At 72.2% G+C, this 25,473-nt stretch carries 23 protein-coding genes; 7 read left to right on the top strand and 16 right to left on the bottom strand.

Translation table 11 applies throughout. From position 1 onward, the window contains the following. Positions 1 to 36: 36 nt before the first annotated feature. From ACI3ET_RS11075 to ACI3ET_RS11090, 4 genes are read right to left on the bottom strand one after another with little or no spacing between them, the layout of a single operon-like run. On the bottom strand, positions 37 to 372 hold the full coding sequence (locus ACI3ET_RS11075) for a non-heme iron oxygenase ferredoxin subunit (RefSeq protein WP_405033103.1): 336 nt from the start codon (positions 370 to 372) through the stop codon (positions 37 to 39). Then, entirely contained in the window at positions 369 to 1,589 is a 1,221-nt protein-coding gene (sufD, locus tag ACI3ET_RS11080) for a Fe-S cluster assembly protein SufD (protein WP_405033104.1), read from the bottom strand. Before sufD ends, ACI3ET_RS11075 begins: the two co-directional genes overlap by 4 nt. Then, entirely contained in the window at positions 1,589 to 3,010 is a 1,422-nt protein-coding gene (gene sufB / locus ACI3ET_RS11085) for a Fe-S cluster assembly protein SufB (protein ID WP_405033105.1), read from the bottom strand. Before sufB ends, sufD begins: the two co-directional genes overlap by 1 nt. Next, positions 3,007 to 3,792 carry a helix-turn-helix transcriptional regulator gene (locus ACI3ET_RS11090; RefSeq protein WP_405033106.1) on the bottom strand — a complete coding sequence of 262 codons (786 nt, stop codon included), beginning with the start codon at positions 3,790 to 3,792 and terminating at the stop codon, positions 3,007 to 3,009. The genes sufB and ACI3ET_RS11090 overlap by 4 nt, the downstream gene beginning before the upstream one ends. Before the next feature lie 119 nt (positions 3,793 to 3,911). On the opposite strand from ACI3ET_RS11090, the gene ACI3ET_RS11095 reads away from it, so the two are divergent. Then, a complete protein-coding gene (locus ACI3ET_RS11095; protein WP_405033132.1) occupies positions 3,912 to 4,604 on the top strand; it encodes an ABC transporter ATP-binding protein in 693 nt (230 codons plus the stop codon). Further along, entirely contained in the window at positions 4,601 to 5,389 is a 789-nt protein-coding gene (locus ACI3ET_RS11100) for an ABC transporter permease (protein ID WP_405033107.1), read from the top strand. The genes ACI3ET_RS11095 and ACI3ET_RS11100 overlap by 4 nt, the downstream gene beginning before the upstream one ends. On the opposite strand, the gene ACI3ET_RS11105 is transcribed toward ACI3ET_RS11100, so the two are convergent. Together ACI3ET_RS11105 and ACI3ET_RS11110 are read right to left on the bottom strand one after the other, a co-directional pair. Beyond that, a complete protein-coding gene (locus ACI3ET_RS11105) occupies positions 5,373 to 6,365 on the bottom strand; it encodes a COX15/CtaA family protein (RefSeq protein WP_405033108.1) in 993 nt (330 codons plus the stop codon). The genes ACI3ET_RS11100 and ACI3ET_RS11105 overlap by 17 nt on opposite strands. After that, positions 6,362 to 7,348 (bottom strand): heme o synthase, encoded by a 987-nt coding sequence (locus ACI3ET_RS11110; protein ID WP_405033109.1) that lies wholly within the window; start codon positions 7,346 to 7,348, stop codon positions 6,362 to 6,364. The genes ACI3ET_RS11105 and ACI3ET_RS11110 overlap by 4 nt, the downstream gene beginning before the upstream one ends. A gap of 322 nt (positions 7,349 to 7,670) precedes the next feature. On the opposite strand from ACI3ET_RS11110, the gene tkt reads away from it, so the two are divergent. The 5 genes from tkt to pgl are packed head-to-tail and all read left to right on the top strand — an operon-like array spanning position 7,671 to position 16,084. Next, complete coding sequence (tkt, locus tag ACI3ET_RS11115) at positions 7,671 to 9,836, top strand: transketolase (protein WP_405033133.1); 2,166 nt, start codon at positions 7,671 to 7,673, stop codon at positions 9,834 to 9,836. A gap of 11 nt (positions 9,837 to 9,847) precedes the next feature. Continuing rightward, positions 9,848 to 11,041, top strand: coding sequence for a transaldolase (tal, locus tag ACI3ET_RS11120; RefSeq protein ID WP_405033110.1), 1,194 nt, complete (start codon positions 9,848 to 9,850; stop codon positions 11,039 to 11,041). Beyond that, positions 11,038 to 12,693, top strand: coding sequence for a glucose-6-phosphate isomerase (locus tag ACI3ET_RS11125; RefSeq protein WP_405033111.1), 1,656 nt, complete (start codon positions 11,038 to 11,040; stop codon positions 12,691 to 12,693). The genes tal and ACI3ET_RS11125 overlap by 4 nt, the downstream gene beginning before the upstream one ends. Beyond that, entirely contained in the window at positions 12,693 to 14,243 is a 1,551-nt protein-coding gene (gene zwf, locus ACI3ET_RS11130) for a glucose-6-phosphate dehydrogenase (protein WP_405033112.1), read from the top strand. The genes ACI3ET_RS11125 and zwf overlap by 1 nt, the downstream gene beginning before the upstream one ends. Further along, on the top strand, positions 14,240 to 16,084 hold the full coding sequence (pgl, locus tag ACI3ET_RS11135) for a 6-phosphogluconolactonase (RefSeq protein ID WP_405033113.1): 1,845 nt from the start codon (positions 14,240 to 14,242) through the stop codon (positions 16,082 to 16,084). The genes zwf and pgl overlap by 4 nt, the downstream gene beginning before the upstream one ends. A 16-nt stretch (positions 16,085 to 16,100) precedes the next feature. Here the strand turns inward: pgl and ACI3ET_RS11140 are convergent, their stop codons facing one another. The 10 genes from ACI3ET_RS11140 to ACI3ET_RS11185 all read right to left on the bottom strand — a co-directional run bounded on the left by ACI3ET_RS11140 (position 16,101) and on the right by ACI3ET_RS11185 (position 25,460). Beyond that, a complete protein-coding gene (locus ACI3ET_RS11140) occupies positions 16,101 to 16,460 on the bottom strand; it encodes an RNA polymerase-binding protein RbpA (protein ID WP_405033114.1) in 360 nt (119 codons plus the stop codon). A gap of 148 nt (positions 16,461 to 16,608) precedes the next feature. Next, positions 16,609 to 16,851: a preprotein translocase subunit SecG gene (gene secG / locus ACI3ET_RS11145; RefSeq protein ID WP_405033115.1), complete on the bottom strand. Its 243-nt coding sequence runs from the start codon at positions 16,849 to 16,851 to the stop codon at positions 16,609 to 16,611. Positions 16,852 to 16,977: 126 nt separating this feature from the next. Continuing rightward, positions 16,978 to 17,787: a triose-phosphate isomerase gene (gene tpiA / locus ACI3ET_RS11150; RefSeq protein ID WP_405033116.1), complete on the bottom strand. Its 810-nt coding sequence runs from the start codon at positions 17,785 to 17,787 to the stop codon at positions 16,978 to 16,980. After that, positions 17,787 to 18,998, bottom strand: a complete 1,212-nt coding sequence (locus ACI3ET_RS11155; protein WP_405033117.1) for a phosphoglycerate kinase — start codon at positions 18,996 to 18,998, stop codon at positions 17,787 to 17,789. The genes tpiA and ACI3ET_RS11155 overlap by 1 nt, the downstream gene beginning before the upstream one ends. 5 nt (positions 18,999 to 19,003) lie before the next feature. Then, the gene (gap, locus tag ACI3ET_RS11160) at positions 19,004 to 20,008 is read right to left on the bottom strand and encodes a type I glyceraldehyde-3-phosphate dehydrogenase (RefSeq protein WP_405033118.1); all 1,005 of its coding nucleotides are present in this window, start codon (positions 20,006 to 20,008) and stop codon (positions 19,004 to 19,006) included. A gap of 123 nt (positions 20,009 to 20,131) precedes the next feature. After that, positions 20,132 to 21,112: a DNA-binding protein WhiA gene (whiA, locus tag ACI3ET_RS11165; RefSeq protein ID WP_405033119.1), complete on the bottom strand. Its 981-nt coding sequence runs from the start codon at positions 21,110 to 21,112 to the stop codon at positions 20,132 to 20,134. A gap of 95 nt (positions 21,113 to 21,207) precedes the next feature. Then, positions 21,208 to 22,155, bottom strand: coding sequence for a gluconeogenesis factor YvcK family protein (locus ACI3ET_RS11170; RefSeq protein ID WP_405033120.1), 948 nt, complete (start codon positions 22,153 to 22,155; stop codon positions 21,208 to 21,210). Then, positions 22,152 to 22,988 (bottom strand): RNase adapter RapZ, encoded by an 837-nt coding sequence (rapZ, locus tag ACI3ET_RS11175; RefSeq protein WP_405033134.1) that lies wholly within the window; start codon positions 22,986 to 22,988, stop codon positions 22,152 to 22,154. The genes ACI3ET_RS11170 and rapZ overlap by 4 nt, the downstream gene beginning before the upstream one ends. A gap of 119 nt (positions 22,989 to 23,107) precedes the next feature. Next, positions 23,108 to 25,027 carry an excinuclease ABC subunit UvrC gene (uvrC, locus tag ACI3ET_RS11180; RefSeq protein ID WP_405033121.1) on the bottom strand — a complete coding sequence of 640 codons (1,920 nt, stop codon included), beginning with the start codon at positions 25,025 to 25,027 and terminating at the stop codon, positions 23,108 to 23,110. Further along, entirely contained in the window at positions 25,020 to 25,460 is a 441-nt protein-coding gene (locus tag ACI3ET_RS11185) for a Rieske (2Fe-2S) protein (RefSeq protein ID WP_405033122.1), read from the bottom strand. Before ACI3ET_RS11185 ends, uvrC begins: the two co-directional genes overlap by 8 nt. Positions 25,461 to 25,473 lie beyond the last annotated feature (13 nt).

Below are 25,473 nucleotides of genomic sequence, written 5' to 3' on the forward strand. Positions count from 1 at the left end.
GCGGGAAGATGCGGGGGGTATGGGGTGCGCGTGGGCTCAGCCGGCGAGCGTGACCCAGACCTGGTCGCCGTCCAGCGTCACGGTGTGCACCGCGATCGGCTGGGTGGCGGGCAGGCTCTTGGGCTGTCCGGTCGTCATGTCGAACTGCGAGCCGTGCAGCCAGCACTCGATGAGCTCGCCCTCGACGTCGCCCTCGGCCAGGGAGACGTTGGCGTGCGTGCAGGTGTCGTCGAAGGCGTGGACGTGACCGGCCGAGTCGCGCGCGATCGTGACCCGGCGGCCGTCGATCTCGGCCACCACGGCGCCGACGTCCGGCAGGTCGTCGAGGCTGCAGACGTGGACGGCCTCGTGGACCCGGGCGGTCTCGCTCATGACGACGCCACCGCGGTGGTGAGCGCCAGCTCCTCGTCGATCGCGGCCATGACGGTGTCCACGACCTCCGCGACGCCGATCTTGGCGACGATGTCGGCGAAGAAGCCGCGGACGACGAGGCGTCGTGCCTCGTCCTCGCTGACGCCGCGGGACATGAGGTAGAAGAGCTGCTCGTCGTCGAAGCGACCGGTGGAGCTCGCGTGCCCGGCCCCGGCGATCTCGCCGGTCTCGATCTCCAGGTTGGGGACCGAGTCGGCCCGGGCACCGTCGGTCAGGACCAGGTTGCGGTTGAGCTCGTAGGTCTCGATCCCCTCGGCCTCCTTGCGGATCAGCACGTCGCCGACCCACACGGTGCGGGCGCCGTCGCCCTGGAGCGCGCCCTTGTAGGTGACCAGCGAGGTGCAGCGGGGGGTGTTGTGGTCCACGAAGCTGCGGTGCTCGAGGTGCTGACCGGCGTCGGCGAAGTAGACGCCCAGGAGCGTCGCGCCGCCGCCGGGTCCGGCGTAGCGGACGTTGGAGTTCATCCGCACCACGGCACCACCCAGGGTGACCGCGATGTGCTTGTAGGTGGCGTCGCGACCCACGACGGCCTCGTGCTGCGCGAGGTGCAGGCCGTCGGAGTCCCAGCGCTGCAGGGTGACGACGGTGAGGTCGGCGCCGTCCCCGACGACGACCTCGAGGTTGCCGGTGTGGTCCGCCGCGCCGGTGTGGTCGAGGATGACCATGGCCTTGCTGTGGCGCTGCGCCTCGACGACGTAGTGGGCGTTGCTGCGCCGTCCACGGCCGTTGCCGTGCACGCGCACCCGCAGGGGCGCGTCGTACTCCGCCTCGGCCGGGATGCGCAGGTGCAGCGCCTCGGGGGTGTGGGCGCTGGCCACGGCCGCGCCGCGGTCCTCGGGGACCAGGACGGTCCCGCGGGGGGCCTCGCCCGGGGCGAGCGCACCCAGGTGGACGCCGTGCGGCACCTCCACCGTGAAGGACGCGGCGTGGTCGCCGTCGGTGTCGGTCGGGGTGTCGGACAGCACCGTGCCCAGTCGGTCGACCGGGGTGAAGCGCCACTCCTCCTCGCGGCCCGAGGGCATCGGGAGGTCGGCGACCGCGAACGAGCGCCGGCGCGCGGCCCTGGACTGGTCGGGGACCCGCTCGACCCCGACCCGCGACTGCGGGTCGACGTGGGAGACGGGGTTCTCGGCGTTCTTCTCCAAGAGCAGCGACATCAGCCGACGGCTCCTTCCATCTGCAGCTCGATGAGGCGGTTCAGCTCGAGGGCGTACTCCATGGGCAGCTCGCGGGCGATGGGCTCGACGAACCCGCGCACGATCATCGCCATGGCCTCGGTCTCGGACATGCCTCGGGACATGAGGTAGAACATCTGGTCCTCGGACACCTTGGACACGGTCGCCTCGTGGCCCATCTGCACGTCGTCCTCGCGGACGTCGACGTAGGGGTAGGTGTCGGAACGGGAGATCTGGTCGACCAGGAGCGCGTCGCAGACCACCGAGGAACGGCTGTGGTGCGCGCCCTCGTTGATCTGGACCAGCCCCCGGTAGGAGGAGCGGCCACCACCACGGGCCACCGACTTGCTGACGATGGTGGAGGAGGTGTGCGGGGCGGCGTGGACCATCTTGGACCCGGCGTCCTGGTGCTGGCCCTCGCCGGCGAAGGCGATCGAGAGGGTCTCGCCCTTCGAGTGCTCGCCGAGGAGGTAGACGGCCGGGTACTTCATCGTCACCTTGGAGCCGATGTTGCCGTCGATCCACTCCATCGTCGCCCCCTCGTCGCAGGTCGCGCGCTTGGTGACGAGGTTGTAGACGTTGTTCGACCAGTTCTGGATCGTCGTGTAGCGCACGCGGGCGTTCTTCTTCACGATGATCTCGACGACGGCGCTGTGCAGGCTGTCCGTCTTGTAGATCGGGGCGGTGCAGCCCTCGACGTAGTGGACGTAGGAGTCCTCGTCGGCGATGATCAGCGTCCGCTCGAACTGGCCCATGTTCTCGGTGTTGATCCGGAAGTAGGCCTGGAGGGGGATGTCGACCTTGACACCCTTGGGCACGTAGATGAACGAGCCGCCGGACCACACGGAGGTGTTGAGCGCGGCGAACTTGTTGTCGCCCACCGGGATGACCGAGCCGAAGTACTCGCGGAAGAGCTCCTCGTGCTCACGCAGACCGGAGTCGGTGTCGACGAAGATGACGCCCTGCTGCTCCAGGTCCTCGCGGATCTGGTGGTAGACGACCTCGGACTCGTACTGGGCGGCGACGCCGGAGACCAGGCGCTGCTTCTCCGCCTCCGGGATGCCGAGCCGGTCGTAGGTGTTCTTGATGTCCTCGGGCAGGTCCTCCCAGCTGGTGGCCTGCTTCTCGGTCGACTTCACGAAGTACTTGATCGTGTCGAAGTCGATGCCGGACAGGTCGGCGCCCCACTGGGGCATCGGCTTCTTGCCGAACAGCTTCAGGCCCTTCAGGCGCAGGTCGAGCATCCAGGACGGCTCGTCCTTGCGCCCGGAGATGTCGCGGACGACGTCCTCGTTGAGGCCGCGGCGAGCCGTGGCACCGGCCACGTCGCTGTCGGCCCAGCCGTACTCATAGCGCCCCAGGTCCTTGAGGCCTGGGTTGCGCTCCTCGATGTTGGTGCTCATCGCTGTGCCCTCTCGTCGTCGGCATGGTCGGTCGTGCGGGGGATGACGAAGGGGCGGGCGCGAGCCCGCTCCTCGTCGCTGGGGGGTCCGGAACCGAGGACCCCGGTCGGGACGAACGTGGTGCAGACGTGCTCTCCGTGGGCCAGGGTGGCGAGCCGCTGCACGTGGACGCCGAGGATGCGCGAGATCGCGTCGGTCTCGGCGTCGCAGAACTGGGTGAACTCGGTGGCCACCGAGCGCACCGGGCAGTGGCCCTGGCACAGCTGGATGCCGGCCAGACCGGTGCCGCGCGCCACGGGGCGCGTGCTCGCGGCATACCCCTCCTCGGACAGCGCGGCCGCGAGCGCCGTGGCCCGGGCGTCCACGTCCTCGCGGTCGGCGTCCGTCAGCCGGGCCTCGACGGAGGTGCGCAGGCGTTCCTCCAGGACCGCGACCTGCTGGTCGGCGAAGTGCTCCACCGCCTGGTCGCCGGCCTCGTGGGCGAGGAAGTGCAGAGCCGCCGTGGCGACGCCGTCGTAGGCGGTGCTGAACTGCTCCTGGCCGTGGGCGGTCATCACGTAGGCGCGGGCGGGGCGTCCCCGCCCCCGCTTGCCCCCGGTGCCGCCTGCACGGGTGGCGATGGTGCCGTCCGCCTCGAGCGCGTCGAGATGGCGGCGCACGGCCGCCGGGGTCAGGCCGAGCTCGGCGGCCAGCGTGCTGGCGCTCACCGGGCCCTTCTCCCCCACGGCGCGACGCACCCGGTCCCGCGTGCGGGACTCCCAGTGCACCTCGGACAAATTCACCATCCCATTGTGACGTATTTCCGGACGGGAGTCCAAGACAGGGTGACCTCACCGCGGGGAACGGCTCCCGGGACGCACTAGAGTGACCGGTCGTGAGCACGCGCGCCGACCGCCTCGTCATGAGCGGGGTCACCCGCCGGTTCGGCGCCGCCGAGGCCCTGACCGGCCTGACCTGGGGCGCGCGCGCCGGGGAGATCACCTGCGTGCTGGGTCCCAACGGAGCAGGCAAGACCACCGCCGTCGAGATCGCCGCGGGGCTGCAGCGCCCGGACGCGGGCACGGTGCGGGTGCTCGGCACCGACCCGTGGCAGGCGGACGCGGCGCACCGCGCCCGGGTCGGCGTGATGCTGCAGGACGGTGGGCTGCCGCAGTCGGTGCGACCCGTCGAGCTGCTGCGCCACCTCGCCCGCTTCTGGGCCGCCCCGGCCGACGTGGACGCCCTGGTCCGTCGGCTCGGCATCGACGCCTTCGCCCGCACGACGGTCCGGCGCCTGTCCGGTGGCCAGCGCCAGCGGGTGGCGCTGGCTGCGGCGCTCGTCGGACGGCCCGACGTGGTGTTCCTCGACGAGCCCACCGCAGGTCTCGACCCGCACGCGCGGCGCGAGGTGCACGCGATCGTCGCCGAGACCGCCCACGCGGGCACGGCCACCGTCGTCACGACGCACTCCTTCGACGAGGCGGAACGGCTGGCCGACCGGGTGGTGGTGATCGTCGGCGGGCGGGCCGTGGCCGACGGCACGCTCCAGCAGGTCGCCGGGCCGGAGGGGCTGGAGCACACCTACTTCTCGCTGACCGACGAGGACGCACGATGACGCGGACCACGACGAACGGGACCAGGACCGGACCTGCCCCTGCCGGGACCAGGGTGCTGGCCCAGGCCCGCTTCGAGGCCGCCGGCCTGCTGCGCCACGGTGAGCAGCTCGTCGTCTCGATGGTGCTGCCCCTGATGGCCCTGGTCGGCCTGGCGCTCGTCCCCTACCCGGACCTGACCCTCGGCCCGTGGGCGGGAGCCGAGCGCATCGACGTGCTCGTGCCCGGTGTCCTCGCCCTCGCGGTGCTCTCGACCGCCTTCACCGGGCAGGCGATCCTGCTCGCCTTCGAACGCCGTTGGGGGGTCCTGCGCCTGCTGGGCACCACACCCCTGGGGCGGGGCGGCCTGCTCGCCGCCAAGGCGCTGTCGGTCCTCGTCGTGCTCGCGGTGCAGCTGACCGTCGTCGGGGCGGTCGGGCTCGTGCTGGGCTGGCGTCCCGCCGTCGGAGGGCTGGCCCCGGCCCTGCTCGGCGTCGTGCTCGGGGCGGCCGTCTTCGCGCTGCTCGCGGCCTGCGTCGGTGGCATCCTCCGCGCCGAGGCCACGCTGGCGGTGGCCAACCTCGTCTGGGTGCTCCTGGTCGCCGGCGGCGGGGTGCTGCTGCCCGCCCACGCCTTCCCGGGACTGGCCGGGACGCTCGTGGGGCTGCTCCCCTCAGCTGCCCTCGGGGACCTGCTGAGGACGGCGCTGGTCGACGGTGGGCTCGACCTGGCCGCGGTCCTGGTGCTCGGGGTGTGGGGCGGGCTCGCCGGGCTCGTCGCCCGGCGGTTCCTCAGCTGGTCGGACTGAGCCGCGCGCTCACGGCATACCCGCGGTCCACCACGGTCGCGGCGACGGCCACGAGGACGGCGGCTCCCACGAGGTGCGCCGCCACGGCCACGACCGGGAGCCCGTTGAAGAACTGGTAGTAGCCGATGAGCCCCTGGACGACCAGGACCACCGCGAGCCCGAGGACCGGGCGGCGCAGCGTCCCCGGCCACCCGTCCCGGGCTCCCACCACGACGGCGAGCGCGGTGGTGGCGAGCAGCAGGTAGGCGGGCGCGGTGTGCGCGCGCGTGACCCAGTAGGCGTCGAAGGCGTGCCGAGCCACCTCGCCCGAGTCTCCGGCGTGCGGGCCGGTGCCCGTCACGAGCGTGCCGACGTAGACGACCAGGAAGGTCAGCGCCCCGACGAGCAGCAGCAGGACGCGGAGGCGGCGACCGGCGGCCCCGAGAACCTGGCCGGGGGCCTCGGCGGCCGCTGCAGCGGGCAGCGAGGCCCTGCGGGCCCGGGCCAGGAAGGACGCCGCGAGCGCGATCATGACCGCGGAGAGCACGAAGTGGACGCCGACGACCCAGGGGTTGAGGCCGGTGCGCACGGTGACGCCACCCACGACGGCCTGCACGACGATGCCCAGGCCGAGGACGAGCGTGAGCCAGAACAGGTCGCGGTGCCGCCGGCGGAGCCGCCAGACCGACAGGAAGGCCAGCACCGCCACCGCGGCGAGCAGGAAGGTCAGCAGCCGGTTGCCGAACTCGATCGCCCCGTGCAGGCCCATCGCGGGCGTCGAGGTCCAGGACGCGTCGGTGCACCGCGGCCAGGTGGGGCAGCCCAGGCCGGACCCGGTCAGCCGCACGAGCCCGCCGGTGAGCACCAGGAGGGAGTTGGCCAGGAGAGAGAGCCAGGCGGTCGTGCGCACCCAGGCTCCGGGCACGGTCGGCATGAGACGCCCACGCAGCCCGGGGCCGGTACGCCCGGCGGCCCGGGTCGTCGTCGACGTCGTCATCGCACCAGCGGCAGGTGCAGGAGCGGGTCGACCGCGACCCCGAGGAAGAGCAGGGTCAGGTAGCTGATCGAGTAGTGGAACAGACGCATCGCACCCAGCGCCGGACCGCTCACCCCCCGGCGGGCCCGCCCGTGCAGCCGGTGCGCCTCGACGACGAACAGCACCCCGGCCACGACGGCGACGACCGTGTACACCCACCCCATCGGGGCCACGGGGACCAGCGCCAGCGAGGTGGCGACCGTCACCCACGCATAGATGACGATCTGGCGGCCCACCGCCACGTCCTCGGCGACGACCGGCAGCATCGGCACCCCTGCTGCGGCGTAGTCGTCACGGAAGCGCATCGACAGCGGCCAGTAGTGCGGCGGCGTCCAGAAGAAGACGACCAGGAAGAGGATGACCGCCGACCAGGACAGCGAGTCGGTGACGGCCGACCAGCCGATGAGCACCGGCATGCACCCGGCGACCCCGCCCCAGACGATGTTCTGGCTGGTGCGGCGCTTGAGGATGAGGGTGTAGAAGACGACGTAGAGGGCGATCGCGCCGAGCCCGAGCCAGGCGGAGAACCAGTTGACGAGCAGCCCCAGCCACAGGACCGACGCCACCCCGAGGACCACCCCGAAGATCACGGCGTTGCGCGGGGAGATGACGCCCGTGACGAGCGGACGGTTGGACGTGCGGTGCATCTGGGCGTCGATGTCGCGGTCGAGGAAGCAGTTGAGCACGTTCGCCGAGGCGGCCGCGAGGGTGCCGCCCACGAGGGTGGCGGCGATCAGCCACACCGGAGGGATGCCCCGCTCGGCCAGGAACATGACGGGGAAGGTGGTCACGAGGAGCAGCTCGATGATCCGCGGCTTGGTCAGCGCGACGTAGTCCCGGAGCACCTGACGCCGGCCGCGTGCCGCCCCCTGCAGCGGCACCGCTCCCCCGTCACGGACGTCGGCGGGGCCGTCGGGCGCGTGGCGCGGGTCGAGCGTGGTCACGGTGTCCTTCGCGAGGGGGCTGTCGTCGGTTCGGCGCGGACGCCGGCGTCCCTCGATGGTACTCCGTGACGGGGGCGCGACCGGCACGGCGACGGCCGCCGGGCAGGTCCGTCCGGTCCGGGGGCAAGAGGTGGCAACGGGCGCGCCCACGGACCCGAGGCACTAGGGTCGGGGTATGCCGTCGGGCCCGCGGGCACCGGCGCCCACACCCCCCGACACGCACCCGTAGGAGATCTTCGTGAGCGACACCTCCCCCTCCCCCACCGCCTCCCGGGACGGGAGCCTGACCCGGCCGGTCGCCGACGTGGTGGGGTGGACCGACATGGACGTCCGCGCCGTCGACACGGTCCGCGTGCTCGCCGCCGACGCGGTGCAGAAGGTGGGCAACGGCCACCCCGGCACCGCGATGAGCCTGGCGCCGCTGGCCTATCTGCTCTACCAGAACGTCATGACCCACGACCCCTCCGACCCGCACTGGCTGGGCCGTGACCGGTTCGTGCTGTCCGCCGGCCACTCCAGCCTGACGCAGTACATCCAGCTCTACCTCTCCGGCTACGGCCTGGAGCTCGACGACCTCAAGGCGCTGCGCACCTGGGGCAGCGCCACCCCCGGCCATCCCGAGGTGCACCACACCACCGGTGTCGAGATCACGACCGGCCCCCTCGGCTCCGGGTTCGCCTCCGCCGTCGGGATGGCGATGGCCCAGCGCCGGCAGCGTGGCCTGCTGGACCCGCACGCGCCCGAGGGCGGGTCCCCCTTCGACCACCACGTGTGGGTGATCGCCTCCGACGGCGACATGATGGAGGGCGTCTCCTCCGAGGCCAGCTCGCTGGCGGGGCACCAGGAGCTGTCGAACCTCACGGTCGTCTACGACCAGAACTTCATCTCGATCGAGGACGACACCGACATCTCCTTCAGCGAGGACGTCGGGAAGCGCTACGAGTCCTACGGCTGGCACGTGGAGACCGTCGACTGGCGCGGCGAGCAGGGTTACACCGAGGACGTCGACGCCCTCTTCGCGGCGCTCGAGGCCTCGAAGGCGCGCACCGACCGCCCGACCCTGGTGATCCTGCGCACGATCATCGCCTGGCCCGCCCCCGACGCCCGCGACACCGGCGCCTCGCACGGCTCTGCCCTGGGTGGGGAGGAGGTCGCGGCGACGAAGCGGCTGCTCGGGTTCGACCCCGACGAGACCTTCCCGGTGACGGACGAGGTGCTCCAGCACGCCCGCGCCGTCGTCGGCCGGGGCCAGCAGGCGCACGCCGCGTGGCAGGAGCGCTTCGACGCGTGGGTCGCCTCGAACCCCGACGGCGCCAGGCTGCTCGAGCGGCTGCGGGCCCACGAGCTGCCCGCGGGCCTCGACGACGCGATCCCGACGTTCGAGGCCGACCCCAAGGGCATGGCCACCCGCAAGGCGTCCGGTGAGGTGCTGTCCGCGCTCGCCGGCATCATGCCCGAGCTGTGGGGCGGCTCCGCCGACCTCGCCGGCTCCAACAACACCACGATGAAGGGCGAGCCGTCCTTCGTCCCGGACGCCAAGGCGACCGAGATGTTCCCCGGCCACCGCTACGGCCGCACGCTGCACTTCGGTGTCCGCGAGCACGCCATGGGGATGATCCTCAACGGGATCGCGCTCGAGGGCCTGACGCGGCCCTACGGCGGCACCTTCCTCGTCTTCTCGGACTACATGCGCCCGGCGGTCCGGCTGGCCTCCATCCAGCAGCTCCCCGTCGTCTACGTCTGGACCCACGACAGCATCGGCCTGGGCGAGGACGGACCCACCCACCAGCCGGTCGAACACCTGGCCGCCCTGCGGGCGATCCCCGGGCTGGACGTGATCCGCCCCGCGGACGCCAACGAGACGGCCGTCGCCTGGCGCACCGTCCTGGCGAGCGTCGACCACCCGGCTGCCCTGGCCCTGACCCGGCAGAACGTCCCCACCTTCGACCGCTCGGTCATGGGGGCGGCCGAGGGCACCGCCCGCGGCGGCTACGTTCTCGCCGAGGCCGAGGGTGGCCAGCCGCACGTGATCCTGCTCGGCACCGGCTCCGAGGTGCAGCTGGCGGTCGAGGCCCGCGACACCCTGCAGGCCGAGGGCGTCCCGACCCGGGTCGTCTCGATGCCGTGCCGGGAGTGGTTCGGGGCCCAGGACCGCGCCTACCGCGACGAGGTGCTCCCGCCGCAGGTCCGGGCGCGCGTCTCCGTCGAGGCCGGCATCGCCCAGGGGTGGCGCGAGCTCGTCGGCGACGCCGGCCGGATCATCAGCCTGGAGCACTTCGGTGCGTCCGCCGCCTACGAGACCCTCTACGCCGAGTTCGGCCTCACGGCGCAGGCCGTCGCCGACGCGGCCCGCGAGTCCCTGGCCGCTGCCGCCTCCGGAGCGGACGCACCAGGCACCTCCACCCCGCACGAGCCGACCGACGAAGAGAGCACCCTCGGCGACGCCGGCGAGGGTGGGACCCGTTCCACCGACGAGACCCAGAAGTGAGCGAGACGACCATGAGCAACCGCACCGAGAACGACCAGACCGACGGCAAGCCCACCCCCTCCCCCGACCAGGGAGCCACCGCGGACGCGCAGCAGACCCGCACCACCCTGCACGAGCTGTCCGATGCCGGCGTCTCGGTCTGGCTGGACGACCTCAACCGGCCGATGATCGCCGACGGCGACCTCACCGCCTACATCGACCGCGGGGTCCTCGGCGTGACGACCAACCCGACCATCTTCGCGGCGGCACTGGCCGGGGGCGAGGCCTACACCGAGCAGGTCTCGGGCCTGGCGGGATCGGACGTCGACGAGGTCGTCCACGCGCTGACGACCGAGGACGTCCGCAACGCCTGCGACGTGTTCCTGCCGATCTACGCGCGCACGGGCGGGCAGGACGGCCGGGTCTCCATCGAGGTCGACCCGCGCCTGGCCAAGGACACCGCTGCGACCGTGGAGATGGCCCGACGACTGTGGACCGAGATCGACCGGCCCAACCTGCTCGTCAAGATTCCCGCGACCGTGGAGGGTTTGCCCGCGATCAGTCAGGCGCTCGCCGAGGGCATCAGCGTCAACGTCACCCTCATCTTCAGCCTCGACCGCTACCGCGGCGTGATGAACGCCTACCTCACCGGCCTGGAGCAGGCGCGCGAGCGGGGGGGAGACCTGTCCAGCCTCCGCTCGGTCGCCTCCTTCTTCGTCTCCCGTGTGGACAGCGAGATCGACAAGCGGCTCGAGACGATCGGCACCGAGGAGGCGCTCGCGCTGCGCGGCAAGGCCGGGCTGGCCAACGCACGGCTCGCCTACCAGGCGTTCGAGGAGGTCTTCTCCACCCCGCGCTGGCAGAACCTCGCCGACGACGGGGCTCACGTGCAGCGTCCGCTGTGGGCGTCCACCGGGGTCAAGAACCCCGACTACCCCGACACCCTCTACGTCACCGAGCTGGTGGCGCACGACACCGTCAACACGATGCCGGCGGCCACGCTCGAGGCCGCCGTCGACCACGGCCAGATCGGTGGCGACACCATCACGGGCGGGTATGCCGAGGCCCAGCAGGTGCTCGACTCGCTCGAGCGGGTCGGCGTCACCTACACCGAGGTGGTCGAGCTGCTGGAGACCGAGGGAGTGGAGAAGTTCGAGACGTCGTGGCTGGAGCTGCTCGCCACCGTGCAGGGCGAGCTCGACAAGGCCTCCGGGGACGGGTCGTGAGCACGCTCGTCGTCGAGGCTCTCGGCGCTGCGGCCGACGCCGTCTCCCACCACCTGCCGACGCTGGTCGAGGACCGCGTGGCCTCGCGCCTGTTCGCGCAGGACGCCACCCTGTGGGGCCCCGAGGCGCAGGCCGAGGCGTCCAAGCGGCTGTCCTGGGTCGGCCTGCCCCGCTCGTCCCGACCATTGGTCGGGGAGGTCGCCGCCCTGCGTGAGCAGCTGCGCGAGCGCGGCGTCAGCCGGATCGTGCTCTGCGGCATGGGCGGCTCGTCGCTGGCGCCGGAGGTCATCTGCGCCACCGCCGGTGTGCCCCTCGTCGTCCTCGACAGCTCAGACCCCGACATGGTGCGCGCCGCCCTGGCCGAGGACCTCGAGGTCACCGCGGTCGTGGTGTCGTCGAAGTCCGGCTCGACGCTGGAGACCGACTCCCAGAGGCGCGCCTTCGTCCAGGCCTTCACCGACGCGGGCCTGGAGCCGACGGAGCGGGTCGTCATCGTCACGGACCCCGGCAGCCCCCTGGACCAGCAGTCGCGCGCCGAGGGTTACCGGGTCGTCAACGCCGATCCGGACGTGGGCGGCCGATACTCGGCGCTCACCGCCTTCGGCCTGGTTCCCTCCGGGCTGGCGGGTGTCGACGTCGGCGCGCTGCTCGACGAGGCCGAGGAGGTCGTCGACCTGCTCACCGACGACGACCTGGGCAACCCGGGGCTGCGTCTGGGCGCGGCCCTGGGTGGCACCGAGCCGCTGCGCGACAAGCTGCTGTTCACCGACGCCGGCTCCGGCATCGTGGGCCTGGGCGACTGGGCCGAGCAGCTCATCGCCGAGTCCACGGGCAAGGAGGGCACCGGGGTGCTGCCGGTCGTCACCCCGGACGGGCGGTCCCCCGTCGCCGGCCTGCGGAGCACCGACGACTGCACGGTGGTGGCGCTGACGGCCGAGACCGAGGACGACCCCGCCTCCGACGACGAGGCACCGGTGGTGACCACCGAGCCGGTGACCGGATCGCAGGTCAACGTGGCAGGCCCGCTCGGTGCCCAGCTGCTCCTGTGGGAGGTGGCCACCTCGGTGGCCGGCCGACTGCTGGGGATCAACCCCTTCGACCAGCCGGACGTCGAGAGCGCCAAGGACGCTGCGCGTGAGCTGATGGCGCAGGGTGCTGCTGCCGGTGCCGGGGCGACGCTGGCGGACGGGGCGGTCGAGGTCCGCACCGGTGGGTCGTGGCTCCCGTCCGGGACGTCCACCCTCGCCGACGCCGTCGCCGCGCTGCTCGACCAGCTCGACCCGAACCGCGGCTATCTTTCGGTCATGGTCTACCTGGACCGCCTCGAGCACGCCGACCTGGCCACTGTGCAGGCCGACCTGGTGGACCGCACCGGGCGCCCGGTGACCTTCGGGTGGGGCCCGCGGTTCCTGCACTCCACCGGTCAGTACCACAAGGGCGGTCCCGCGCAGGGCGTCTACCTTCAGGTCACCGGTGCACCGCGGGAGGATCTGACGGTGCCCGGCAAGGACTTCACCTTCGGCGAGTTCATCGCGGCGCAGGCCGCCGGCGACGCCGCCGTCCTCGCCGACCACGGTCGACCGGTGCTCCGCCTGCACCTCACCGACCAGGTCGGGGGGCTGGCGCAGCTCCGCAGGGCCCTCACCCCCTGATGCCGACCCGTCCGGTCCCCGTCACCGCCGACCACAACCCGCTGCGCCATCCCGACGACAAGCGCCTGCCGCGCATCGCCGGTCCGTGCAGCATGGTGATGTTCGGCGTGACGGGCGACCTCGCCCGCAAGAAGCTGATGCCGGCCATCTACGACCTCGCCAACCGCGGTCTGCTGCCACCGGGCTTCTCGCTCGTCGGCTTCGCGCGCCGGGAGTGGGCGCACCAGGACTTCGCCAAGGTCGTCCACGACTCCGTCCGCGCCCACGCCCGCACGGAGTTCCGCGAGGACGTGTGGCGCACGCTGGCCGAGGGCTTCCGGTTCGTGCCGGGCGCCTTCGACGACCCTGCCGCCTTCGAGCTCCTGGCCCGCACCGTGCGCGAGCTGGACGAGCAGCGGGGCACCGGCGGCAACCACGCGTTCTACCTCTCCATCCCCCCGGCCTGGTTCGCCCCCGTCTGCAACGCGCTGCAGGCCTCCGGCCTCTCCGACCCCCGGCCCGGCACCTGGCGGCGGGTGGTCATCGAGAAGCCGTTCGGCCACGACCTCGCCAGCGCCCAGGAGCTGAACGCGATCGTCGAGGGCGTCTTCCCGCCCGACTCGGTGTTCCGGATCGACCACTACCTGGGCAAGGAGACGGTGCAGAACATGCTGGCCCTGCGCTTCGCCAACCAGATGTTCGAGCCGGTCTGGAACAGCCACTACGTCGACCACGTACAGATCACGATGGCCGAGGACATCGGGATCGGCGGTCGCGCGGGCTACTACGACGAGGTGGGCGCCGCCCGCGACGTCATCCAGAACCACCTCCTGCAGCTGCTGGCCCTGACCGCGATGGAGCCCCCGGTGGCGTTCACGGCCAAGGCGGTGCGCTCGGAGAAGGAGAAGGTGCTGGCGTCCGTGCAGCTGCCCGAGGACCTGGACGAGGGGACGTCCCGCGGACGCTACGGCGCCGGCTGGCAGGGTACCGAGAAGGTCGCCGGATATCTGGACGAGGAGGGGGTCGGCCCCTCCTCCACGACGGAGACGTATGCCGCGGTGAAGCTCTGGGTGCACACCCGCCGCTGGGCGGGCGTCCCCTTCTACCTGCGCACCGGCAAACGCCTGGGCAAGCGGGTCACCGAGATCGCGGTGGTGCTCAAGCGGGCCCCGCACCTGCCGTTCACCGACACCGCCACGGAGGAGCTGGGGCAGAACGCGATCGTCATCCGGATCCAGCCCGACGAGGGCGTGACGATGCGGTTCGGGTCGAAGGTGCCGGGCAGCCAGATGGAGGTCCGGGACGTCTCGATGGACTTCGGCTACGGTGCCTCCTTCACCGAGTCCAGCCCCGAGGCCTACGAGCGCCTGATCCTTGACGTGCTGCTGGGGGAGCCGCCGCTGTTCCCCCGGCACGAGGAGGTCGAGCTGTCCTGGCAGATCCTGGACCCGATCATCGAGCACTGGGACCGCAGCGGCTCCCCGCCGCAGGACTACCCTGCCGGGACGTGGGGACCGGTCGAGGCCGACGCCCTGATGCAGCGTGACGGCCGACACTGGAGGTTGCCGTGATCCTCGACCTGCCCAGCACCTCCTCGGGGACAGTCTCCAAGGAGCTGGTCCGGCTGCGCAACGCCGTGGGGGCGATGGCGATGGGCCGCGTCCTCACCCTCCTCGTGTCCGTCGACGAGGGACGCGCGGACGCCGCGATCAAGGCGGCCAACGACGCGACCCGGCAGCACCCCGCGCGCATCCTCGTCCTGGTCTCGAGCAACAGCCGGGGCGCCGAGCGCCTCGACGCGCAGATCCGCGTCGGCGGCGACGCCGGGGCGAGCGAGATCGTGGTGCTGCGGCTCTACGGCGAGCTGACGCGTCAGGAGGCAGCGGTGGTGACGCCGCTGCTGCTGCCCGACTCCCCGATCGTGGTGTGGTGGCCGGCGGAGGCGCCGGCGGACGTGGCGGACTCCCCCCTGGGCCGGATGGCCCACCGCCGGATCACCGACGCCGCGGCCGGGGCAAGACCCACCACCCAGCTGCGTCGTCGTGCCTCCTCCTACCAGGCGGGCGACACCGATCTCGCCTGGACGCGGATCACCCGCTGGCGCGCCCTGCTGGCGGCCGCGCTGGAGGACGCCCCCTTCGAGCCGGTGGACTGGGTCACCGTGTCGGCCGAGGCGCAGGACCCAGGGGCCGACCTGCTGGCCGGGTGGCTCGCCGCGAGCCTGAACACCCCGGTCACCCGGGTCCGCAGCGCGGCGGGCACCGGACTGGTCAGCGTGCGTCTCGAGCGCGCTTCGGGACCCGTCGACCTCGTGCGGACTGAGGACCGTGGTGACACGGCCACCCTGAGCCGGGTGGGCAGTCCGCCACGCCTCGTCGCGCTGCACACGCCGTCGCTCGCCGGTGCGCTCGGGGAGGAGCTGCGCCGCCTCGACGCCGACGAGATCTACGCGTCCTCCCTCTGCGACGGCCTGACCCGCGTGCGCCGCGGTGGGACGCGCTCGGCAGCGGCCCGGGCCGGGGACGTCCCCGCAGGTCCGGCGGAGATCGACCCCGCTGCACGCGAGGCCGTCGCCTCGGACGCGCTGCCGGAGACGCCGACGGACCGAGCCTCCTCGGAGGAGGTCCGTGAGGAGGTCGAGGTCCGGCTGAGCCTGGCCCAGCACGACCAGGTCAGGGTGCACGCGGACCGGGACTCCCTCGCCAGGGCGGTCGTCGACGCGCTCGTCGAGCGGGTGGAGGGTGCGGTCGGCGCACGGGGCGTGGCTCACGTGGTGCTGACCGGCGGTTCGGCAGGGACGGCCACGGCCACCGAGCTCGTGGCGCGCTCCCGGGCAGGTGAGCTGGACGCACGGGTGTGGCGGCAGGTGCACCTGTGGTGGGGTGACGAACGCTTCGTCCCCGCCCACGACTCGGACCGCAACGACGCCCAGGCGGACGCCGCCGGCCTCACGGACCTTCCGGTCCTGAAGAAGCACGTGCACCGGGTGCCCAGCGGCTCCGCCCCCGCACGCCTGGGCGAGGCGGCGGCACGCTACGCCGCGGAACTGGCCACCTGGGCAGAGGCACCGCACGGCGTGCCGGAGTTCGACGTCGTGATGCTCGGCATGGGGCCGGACGCGCACGTGGCCTCCCTGTTCCCGGGCCGTCCCGAGCTGGCGCTGCGCGAGCCCACGACGGCAGCCGTGCCCGACTCCCCCAAGCCACCGCCGCTCCGGGTGACGCTGACCCTGCCGTCGATCAACGCCGCGCGGGCGGTCTGGCTGGTCGTCTCCGGCAAGGACAAGGCCGAGGCGGTCGCCGCCGCCCTCGAGGCGACGGAGGACCCGTCGCTGCCGGCGTCGTGCGTCCACGGCCAGCACGAGACGCTGTGGTGGGTGGACGCCGCTGCGGCCGCCCGGATCGGCGACTGAGCACGCAGGTGGGCGGTCAGGTGCTGCCGCCGCCCACCCCGCGGTCCCGCATGCTCTGCAGGGCCTCGTCCAGCAGGGCGGCGCCGTCCTGCTCGCTCCGCCTCTCCTTGACGTAGGCCAGGTGGGTCTTGTAGGGCTCCGTCCGCGGCGCCTGCGGGGGCGCCTCGCGGTCGACGCCGGCGGGCAGTCCGCAGCGGGGGCAGTCCCAGGTGTCGGGAAGCTCGACCTCCTCGTCCTGGGCGAAGCTCGGACGGGTCTCATGATCGTTCGCGCACCAGTAGCTCACCACGACGCGCGGCGCGGTCTGGCCGCGTTCGCTCTCACCCATCGGTCCGGAACCGACCCTGCTGCCGCGGATCGCGTTGGTGCCTACCATGCGGTGCCTCCTCGCTGATGCCCCCACCGGGCGCTCGTGCCGGGTTCGACGCGCAGCGGCTCGGGGTGGCCAGACTAGCCTGAGACGTCCCCGCGCCACCAGGGAGGTGGCGCGGGGACGTCGAGGTCGGAGCAGGCGGTGCGGCCGGTCAGCCGAAGCGGATCAGCAGGCCGATGCCGACGATGGTGGCCGTCCAGATCAGGGCGAGCGCGACGGTGATGCGGTTCAGGTTGCGCTCGGCCACCGAGGAGCCGCCGAGGCTGCTGCTCATGCCCCCGCCGAACATGTCGGACATGCCTCCGCCGCGCCCCTTGTGCATGAGGATGAGCAGCACGAGGAAACCACTGGTGATCACCAGCAGCGCATTGAGAAACCAGCGCACGTACTCCACGCGGGACACACCTCGTCATCGGATCGTCGGTCGGGACTTCGCAGGTCGCCCCAGGACCTGGTCCCGGGGCGACAGACAGCGTAACTCAGCAGGGGTCCCACGGCCGAAGCGACCGCAGGTCGCCCGTCAGCCGTTCGCGCCGTGGTGCTGCTGGTAGCGGCAGATGGCGGCGAAGTCGTCCACGGACAGCGAGGCCCCACCGACGAGAGCGCCGTCGACGTCCTCCTGGGACATGATCTCGGCCACGTTGGACGGTTTCACGGAGCCGCCGTAGAGCACCCGCAGACCCGCGGCGACCTGGTCGCCGACCAGCTCGCCGACGGTGGACCGCACCTGCGCGCAGACCTCCTGCGCGTCGGCCGGCGTGGCGACCTCGCCGGTGCCGATGGCCCACACCGGCTCGTAGGCCACGACGATCCGACCGACCTGGTCGGCGTCCAGACCCTCGAGGGCCGCGCGGAGCTGGGCGACCACGTGGGCCACGTGCTCACCGGCCTGCCGCACCTCCAACGGCTCGCCGACGCACAGGATCGGGGTCAGCCCGTGCCGCAGCGCGGCGCGGACCTTGGCACCGACCAGCTCGTCCGACTCCGCGTGGTGCTCGCGGCGCTCGCTGTGCCCGACCACGGCATACCCGCACCCCAGCTTGGCCAGGAAGGCGCCCGAGATCTCGCCGGTGTAGGCGCCCTCGTCGTGCTGGGAGAGGTCCTGGCCGCCGTAGCCGAGCTCGAGCTTGTCGCCCTGCACGAGCGTCTGCACCGACCGCAGGTCGGTGAACGGGGGCAGGACGACGACCTCGACGGTCGCGTAGTCGTGCTTGGCGTCGCGCAGCGTCCAGTCCAGCTTCTGCACGAGGTGGGTGGCCTGGAGGTGGTCCAGGTTCATCTTCCAGTTGCCCGCCATCAGCGGCGTCCGGTTGCTGGTCGTCGTCGCCATCAGTCCTCCAGCACTGTCAGTCCGGGCAGTTCCTTGCCCTCGAGGTACTCCAGGCTGGCCCCACCACCGGTGGAGATGTGCCCGAAGTCGGAGTCAGCGTGCCCGAAGTCGCGCACGGCCGCGGCGCTGTCGCCGCCGCCGACGACCGTCATCGCACCGTCGCGCGTGCGCTCCACCAGGACCTGCGCGACGGCGCGCGTGCCGGACGCGAAGGGCGCCATCTCGAAAGCGCCCATCGGGCCGTTCCAGAAGATGGTCCGGGCATCGTTGAGCTTCTGCGCGAAGAGCGCCTCGGACTCGGGCCCGATGTCCAGGCCCATCCGGTCGGCGGGGATGGCGTGGGCCGACACGACCTCGTGAGCAGCGTCGGCGGAGAAGGAGTCCGCCACGACGATGTCGGTCGGCAGCACGATCTCCACGCCTTGCTCGGCGGCCGACTCCAGGTAGCCTCTGACGGTCTCGACCTGGTCCTCCTCGAGGATGCTGGTCCCGACCTCGTGGCCCTGTGCCTTGAGGAAGGTGAAGACCATGCCGCCACCGATCAGCAGCCGGTCGGCGACGGTGATGAGGGACTCGATGACCCCCAGCTTGTCGCTCACCTTGGCACCGCCGAGGATGACCGCGTACGGACGCTGCGGGTCCTCCCGGAGCTGACGCATGATCTCGACCTCGGAGCGGACCAGCCCCCCCGCCGCGTGCGGCAGGAGGCGCGCCACGTCGTAGACCGAGGCCTGAGCGCGGTGCACGACACCGAAGCCGTCGGAGACGAACGCGTCGGCGAGCGCGGCGAGCTGTCCGGCGAACTCCGCCCGACCCTCGTCGGTCTTCGCGGTCTCCCCGGCGTTGAAGCGCAGGTTCTCCAGGACGACGACGTCACCGTCCGACATCGCCTCGACGGCCGCCTGGGCCAGCGGGCCGACGGTCTCCTCGACGAAGGTCACCGGACGCCCGAGAAGCTCCCCGAGCCGCTGGGCCACCGGGCGCAGGGAGTACCTCGCCTCCGGGGTGCCCTTGGGCCGTCCCAGGTGGGCGCAGACGACGACCCTCCCACCCGCCTCCGCGAGCTCGGTGATGGTGGGGACGGAGGCGCGGACACGCCCGTCGTCGGTGATCGTCGCGCCGTCCAGCGGCACGTTGAGGTCGCTGCGGACCAGCACGGTCCGACCGGCGAGGCCCCCGAGCTGCTCGGTCAGCTCTGCGATCGAGCGCATGCCGCTCAGAGCTGCTCACCGACCATGACGCTGAGGTCCACGAGCCGGTTGGAGTAGCCCCACTCGTTGTCGTACCAGCCGACGACCTTGACCATGTCGCCGATGACCTTGGTGAGGCCGGAGTCGAAGATGCAGGAGGCGGGGTCGGTCTCGATGTCCTTGGAGACGATGGGGTCCTCGGTGTAGACGAGGATGCCCCTGAGCTCACCCTCGGCGGCCTTCTTGACCGCCGCGTTGATCTCCTCGACGGTGACCTCACGGCTGGCCTGGAAGGTCAGGTCGGTGGCCGAGCCGGTGGGGGTGGGCACGCGCAGGGCGTAGCCGTCGAACTTGCCCTTGAGCTCGGGCAGGACGAGCGCCACGGCCTGGGCCGCCCCCGTCTTGGTCGGCACGATGTTGAGCGCGGCGGCGCGGGCCCGACGCAGGTCGCTGTGGGGTCCGTCCTGGAGGTTCTGGTCCGCGGTGTAGGCGTGGATGGTCGTCATCAGGCCCTTGACGATGCCGAACTCGTCGTTGAGGACCTTGGCCATCGGCGCGAGGCAGTTGGTCGTGCAGGAGGCGTTGGAGATGATGTGGTGCGACGTGGGGTCGTAGTCCTTGTCGTTGACGCCCATCACCAGCGTGATGTCCTCGTTCTTGGCGGGCGCCGAGATGATGACCTTCTTGGCGCCGGCGTCGATGTGGGCCTGTGCCTTGCGGGCGTCGGTGAAGATGCCGGTCGACTCGATGACGATGTCCGCACCCAGGTCCCCCCACGGCAGCGCCGACGGGTCCCTCTCGGCGAACGCCTTCACGGCCTTGCCGTTGACGGTGATCTCGGTCTCGGACGAGGTGACCTCACCGTCCAGACGACCGAGGATGGAGTCGTACTTCAGCAGGTGGGCCAGCGTCGCGTTGTCCGTGAGGTCGTTGACCCCGACGATCTCGATGTCGGCTCCGGAGGCCAGCACGGCCCGCATGAAGTTGCGGCCGATGCGCCCGAAACCGTTGATGCCTACACGAACGGTCATGAGAACAACCTTCCCTCGTGGGTGGTCGCGGCGAACCCGTTGCCCGCCGCGGCGGAAGACGTCGTCGTCTGGTGCCCAACCTATCGGGCCGGGGCGGGCCGTGACCAACGAGGGTGGGGGTGCTCAGTCCTCGAACATGTCCGAGGTGAGGCCCGCCTCCGTGCCCTCGACACCGAGCTCTTCGGCCCGCTTGTCGGCCATCGCCAGCAGCCTGCGGATCCGTCCTGCCACGGCGTCCTTGGTCATCGGGGGCTCGGCCAGCTGGCCGAGCTCCTCGAGGCTGGCCTGCTTGTGCTGCAGCCGCAGCTCCCCCGCGACCCGCAGGTGGTCGGGGATCTCGTCGCCGAGGATCTCCAGCGCGCGCTCGACCCTGGCCCCGGCCGCCACCGCCGCGCGGGCGGACCGTCGGAGGTTGGCGTCGTCGAAGTTGGCCAGCCTGTTGGCGGTCGCGCGCACCTCGCGCCGCATGCGCCGCTCCTCCCACGCCAGCACGGCGTCGTGCGCCCCGAGACGGGTGAGCATCGCGCCGATGGCGTCACCGTCACGGAGCACGACCCGGTCCACCCCGCGGACCTCGCGCGCCTTCGCCTGGATCCCGAGCCGTCGGGCCGCGCCGACCAGTGCGAGCGCCGCCTCCGGACCCGGGCACGTGATCTCCAGCGAGGTGGAGCGGCCCGGTTCGGTGATGGAGCCGTGGGCCAGGAAGGCGCCTCGCCAGGCCGCCTCGGCGTCGCAGACGGCCGCCCCCACGACGCGCGGCGGCAGACCGCGGACGGGCCGACCGCGGTGGTCGATGAGTCCTGTCTGGCGCGCCAGCGCCTCCCCGTCGGAGGTGGCACGCACGACATACCGGGTGTGCTTGCGCAGACCACCGGGACTCATGACCACGAGCTCGCTGCTGCTCCCGTAGACCTCCGACATGTAGGCGCGCAGCCGGCGGGCGCTCTGGGCGGTGTCGAGCTCGGCCTCGATGACGATGCGTCCACCGACGATGTGGAGCCCGCCGGCGAAGCGGAGCACCGTCGACACCTCTGCCTTGCGGCAGCAGGTGCGGGTCACCGGCAGGCGCCCCAGCTCGTCCTTGACCTTGGCGGTCATCGCCACAGCCGTCAACCTCCTGGCCCGCGCGGGCACTGTCTGTCGAGGTCGGTCAGACCCCGTGTCCGGCAGGGTACCCCGCTCACGGCCCGCCCCGGTCATCACCGACCGCCCGTCATGATGTCCCGGTAGACGGCGGCCAGGCGCAGCGTGTCGTGGACCCCGGGCTTGCGCATCTTGCCCACGGGCGTGACGACGAGGTCGGCTCCGACCCGGTCCACCGCCACCCGCAGCGCGGCCTCCTCGGCACCGCTGCCCACCACCTTGGGGTCGGCGATGACGTGGTCGAAGGTGAGTCCCGGGGCGTGCTTGGCAACCGCCTCCACGTGCTCGGCGACCGTGTAGCCGGTGGCCTCGTCGTCGGTGAGGCTGACGTTGAGGGTGAGGATCCGCTCGGCCGGGGTGTCGCGCAGCGACTGGAGGAGCTCGGGCACCAGCAGGTGCGGCATCACCGAGGTGAACCACGATCCGGGTCCGAGGACGACGTAGTCGGCGAGCGTGATCGACTCCACCGCCTCGGGGCAGGCCGGCGCGTCCTGGGGCAGCAGCCGGATGGTCTCCACGCGGCCCGGATGCACCGCGACCTGAGACTGACCACGCACGGTGACCCGCAGCTCGTCGGGCAGGACCATCGTGGCCTCGATGTCGAGAGGGCGCAGGCACATGGGAAGCACCCGTCCGCGGGTGTTGAGCAACCGGCCCACGAGGTCCAGGCCCCGCACCTGGTCGTCGGGCAGCAGGTCCCAGAGCGCGGTGATGAGCAGGTTGCCCAGGGCGTGCCCGGCCATCTCCCCGTCGCCGCCGAAACGGTGCTGGAGGACGGCCGTCCACTGGTGCCCCCAGGTGGTGTCCTCGCACAGGGCCGCCAGGGCCATCCGCAGGTCACCGGGGGGCAGGATGTCGAACTCCTGCCGCAGCCGCCCGCTCGACCCCCCGTCGTCGGCGACGGTGACGACGGCGGTGATCGCCTCGGTGGTGTGCCGCAGCGCCTGCAGCGACGCGGACAGGCCGTGCCCGCCGCCCAGGGCGACGACGCGGGGGCCGGTCACTCGCGCCCCAGGTCGCGGTGGAAGGTGGTGAGCTGCACCCCCGACGACTCAAGGTGGGCCAGCCGGCGCGAGAGCTCCTCGGCGGTGGCCACCGAGCGGTGCTTGCCGCCGGTGCACCCGACGGCGACCGTCACGTAGCGTCGGCCCTCCGACAGGTAGCCCTCGATCGACGTCTCGAGCATCTGCACGGCGTGGTCGAGGAAGCGGCCGGCGAGGTCCTGCCCGAGCACGAACTCGCGCACCGCCGCGTCCTTGCCGGTGTAGGGGCGCAGCTCGGGGTTCCAGTAGGGGTTGGGCAGGAAGCGGAGGTCGAGCACGGTGTCCGCGTCCAGGGGGATGCCGTACTTGAACCCGAAGGAGAGCACCGCGAGGCGCAGGCTGGCCTCCTGGTCGACGCGGATCAGCGAGTCGACCTTGGCGCTCAGCTGGTGCACGTTGTAGTTGCTCGTGTCCACGACGACGTCGGCGTTGGAGCGCAGGTCGCCGAGCATGCGGCGCTCACGGCGGATGCCGTCGAGCAGCAGGCCCTCGCCCTGCAGCGGGTGGGGACGGCGCACGGCGTCGAACCGGCGCACCAGGGCCTCGTCCGAGGCGTCGACGAAGACCACGCGCGGTCGCCATCCGCGATCGGTCAGGTCGCTGAGCGCGACGGAGAGCTCGGTGGTGAAGTCGCGGCTGCGCACGTCGACGACCGCGGCGACCCTCTGGCGCTGCGGGTCGTCGGCGGTGACGTCCATCAGGGCGGGGATCATCGAGGGCGGGAGGTTGTCGACGACGTACCAGCCCCGGTCCTCGAGCACGTCACCGGCGGTCGTGCGCCCCGCGCCCGACATCCCGGTGAGGATCACGACGTCTGGCGGTGCGCCGCCGCCCGGGTCCGGCTGGGCTGGTCGGCTGTGGTCCTGTGGGCTCACGTCGGCCTCCACCTCGTCGTCGGGCGTGCGCGGCGCGGTCACTGGTCCAGGACCTCGCCTGTGCTCAGGTTAACGGCCAGTCCCGGCTCGGCGCCCCGGAGCCTGTCGACGACGGCACGAGCCACCGCCGGTCCCACCCCCGGAACCTGCTGGAGCTCCTCGGCCGAGGCGCGGCGCAGCGCCTTGACCGACCCGAAGCGCGCCAGCAGCGCCTGCTGGCGCGAGGGACCCAGACCGGGTATGCCGTCCAGCGCACTCGTGGTCATCGACCGTGAGCGCCGCTGCCGGTGGAAGGTGTTGGCGAACCGGTGCGCCTCGTCCCGGACCCGCTGGAGCAGGTAGAGACCCTCGCTCGTCCGGGGCAGGACCACGGGATGGTCGTCCCCCGGGACCCAGACCTCCTCCAACCGCTTGGCCAGGCCGATGACCGTGACGTCGGCGACCCCCACCTGGGTCAGCGCGGCCTGGGCGGCGTTGACCTGGGGCAGTCCCCCGTCGACGACGACGAGGTTGGGCGGGTAGCGGAACTTCGTGCTCTCGCCGTCAGACCCGCTCCCGTCGGTGGGCGGGGCGGCGACCAGGTGCCGGAACCGGCGGGTGAGGACCTCCTGCATCGCGGCGGTGTCGTCGCCGGTGCCCTCGCGGACGATGAACCGGCGGTACTCGGACTTGCGGGCGAGCCCGTCCTCGAAGACGACCATCGACCCCACGACGTCCGTGCCCTGCACGTGGCTGATGTCGAAGGACTCGATGCGCAGGGGCGCGTCCTCCAGCTCGAGCGCGTCCTGGAGCTCCTGGAGCGCCTGGGAGCGCAGCGTGAGGTCGCCGGAGCGGGCCACCTTGTGCCTGGTCAGCGCCTGGTCCGCGTTGCGCGCCACCGTCTGCATCAGCGTCCGTTTGTCACCCCGCTGCGGAACCCTGACCTGCACCCTCGACCCCCGCAGCGTGGTGAGCCACTCCTGCAGGTCGTCGTGGTCGTCGGGCAGGACGGGCACGAGCACCTCGCGGGGCACGTCCTCCCCACGCTCGCCGCCGTACACCTGCAGCAGCAGGTGCTCGACGATCGAGCCGAGGTCCTCCGCGCCCTTCTCGCTGACCCACCCCCGCTGGCCTCGGATGCGCCCGCCCCGGACGTGGAAGACCTGCACGGCGACCTCGAGCTCGTCGTCGGCCAGCCCGTAGACGTCCGCGTCGGTGGCGTCGGGCAGCACGACCGCGGAGCGCTCCAGGGCACGGCGCAGCGCGCCGACGTCGTCACGCAGTCGGGCTGCCGTCTCGAAGTCCAGCTCCGCGGCTGCGGTGCGCATCCGCTGGTCGATGCGGCGCATGAACCTCGCGGCGTCACCGGTCATGAAGTCGCAGAAGTCCTCGGCGATCTCCCGGTGCTCCTCGGCGCTGACGCGCCCGACGCAGGGCGCCGAGCACTTGTCGATGTAGCCGAGCAGGCAAGGACGCCCCGCCTGCTCGGCGCGCCGGAAGACGCCCTTGGAGCAGGTGCGGACGGGGAACACGCGCAGCAGCGTGTCGAGGGTCTCCCTGATCGCCCAGGCGTGCGTGTAGGGACCGAAGTAGCGCGTGCCCGGACGCTTGGACCCGCGCATCACCTGTGCACGGGGGTACTCCTCGCCCATGGTGACGGCCAGGTAGGGGTAGGACTTGTCGTCGCGGTACTTGACGTTGAAGCGGGGGTCGAACTCCTTGATCCAGGAGTACTCCAGCTGCAGCGCCTCGACCTCGTTGCGCACGACCGTCCACTCGACGCTCGCTCCGGTCGTGACCATCTGCCGCGTGCGGGGGTGGAGGGCCGAGAGGTCCTGGAAGTAGGACGAGAGGCGTGGTCGCAGGGACCGGGCCTTGCCCACGTAGATGACGCGGCCGTGCTGGTCGCGGAACCGATAGACGCCCGGCTCCGTGGGGATCTCGCCCGGGCGTGGTCGGTAGCGTGCGGGATCAGCCACTGATCACGATCTGGTCGTCCTCGAGTCGCGCCGTCCGGGCGGTCAGCCCGGTCGTGGCCGGACCACTGAGGACGGCACCGGTCGCGGCGTCGAAGGTGCTGGCGTGACAGGGGCACAGAAGGTCGACGCCCTCCCGCTCGGACACCGCGCAGCCGTTGTGCGGGCAGGTGGCGTCGAAGGCCGCCACCTCGTCCGGCGCCGGCCGGGACACCACGAACCCGCCGTCGGAGTAGTAGCGGGACTCCCCCACCGGCACGTCGGCGACCGGCACGCGCACCGACCCGTCGTCGGCCGGGGTAGGGGTGGGCCCAGACCCGTCGCCGCAGGCCGAGAGCAGGGGGGCGGCGAGCGCCCCGACCCCGACCGTGCGCAGGACATCCCGACGGCTCGTGCAGCAGCCGGACCGGTCGGTACTCGTGGACCGCTCAGACATCGTGGTGCCTCGT

Origin of the sequence: Ornithinimicrobium jinqii (assembly GCF_045032595.1) — a bacterium.
GTDB lineage: Bacteria > Actinomycetota > Actinomycetes > Actinomycetales > Dermatophilaceae > Ornithinicoccus.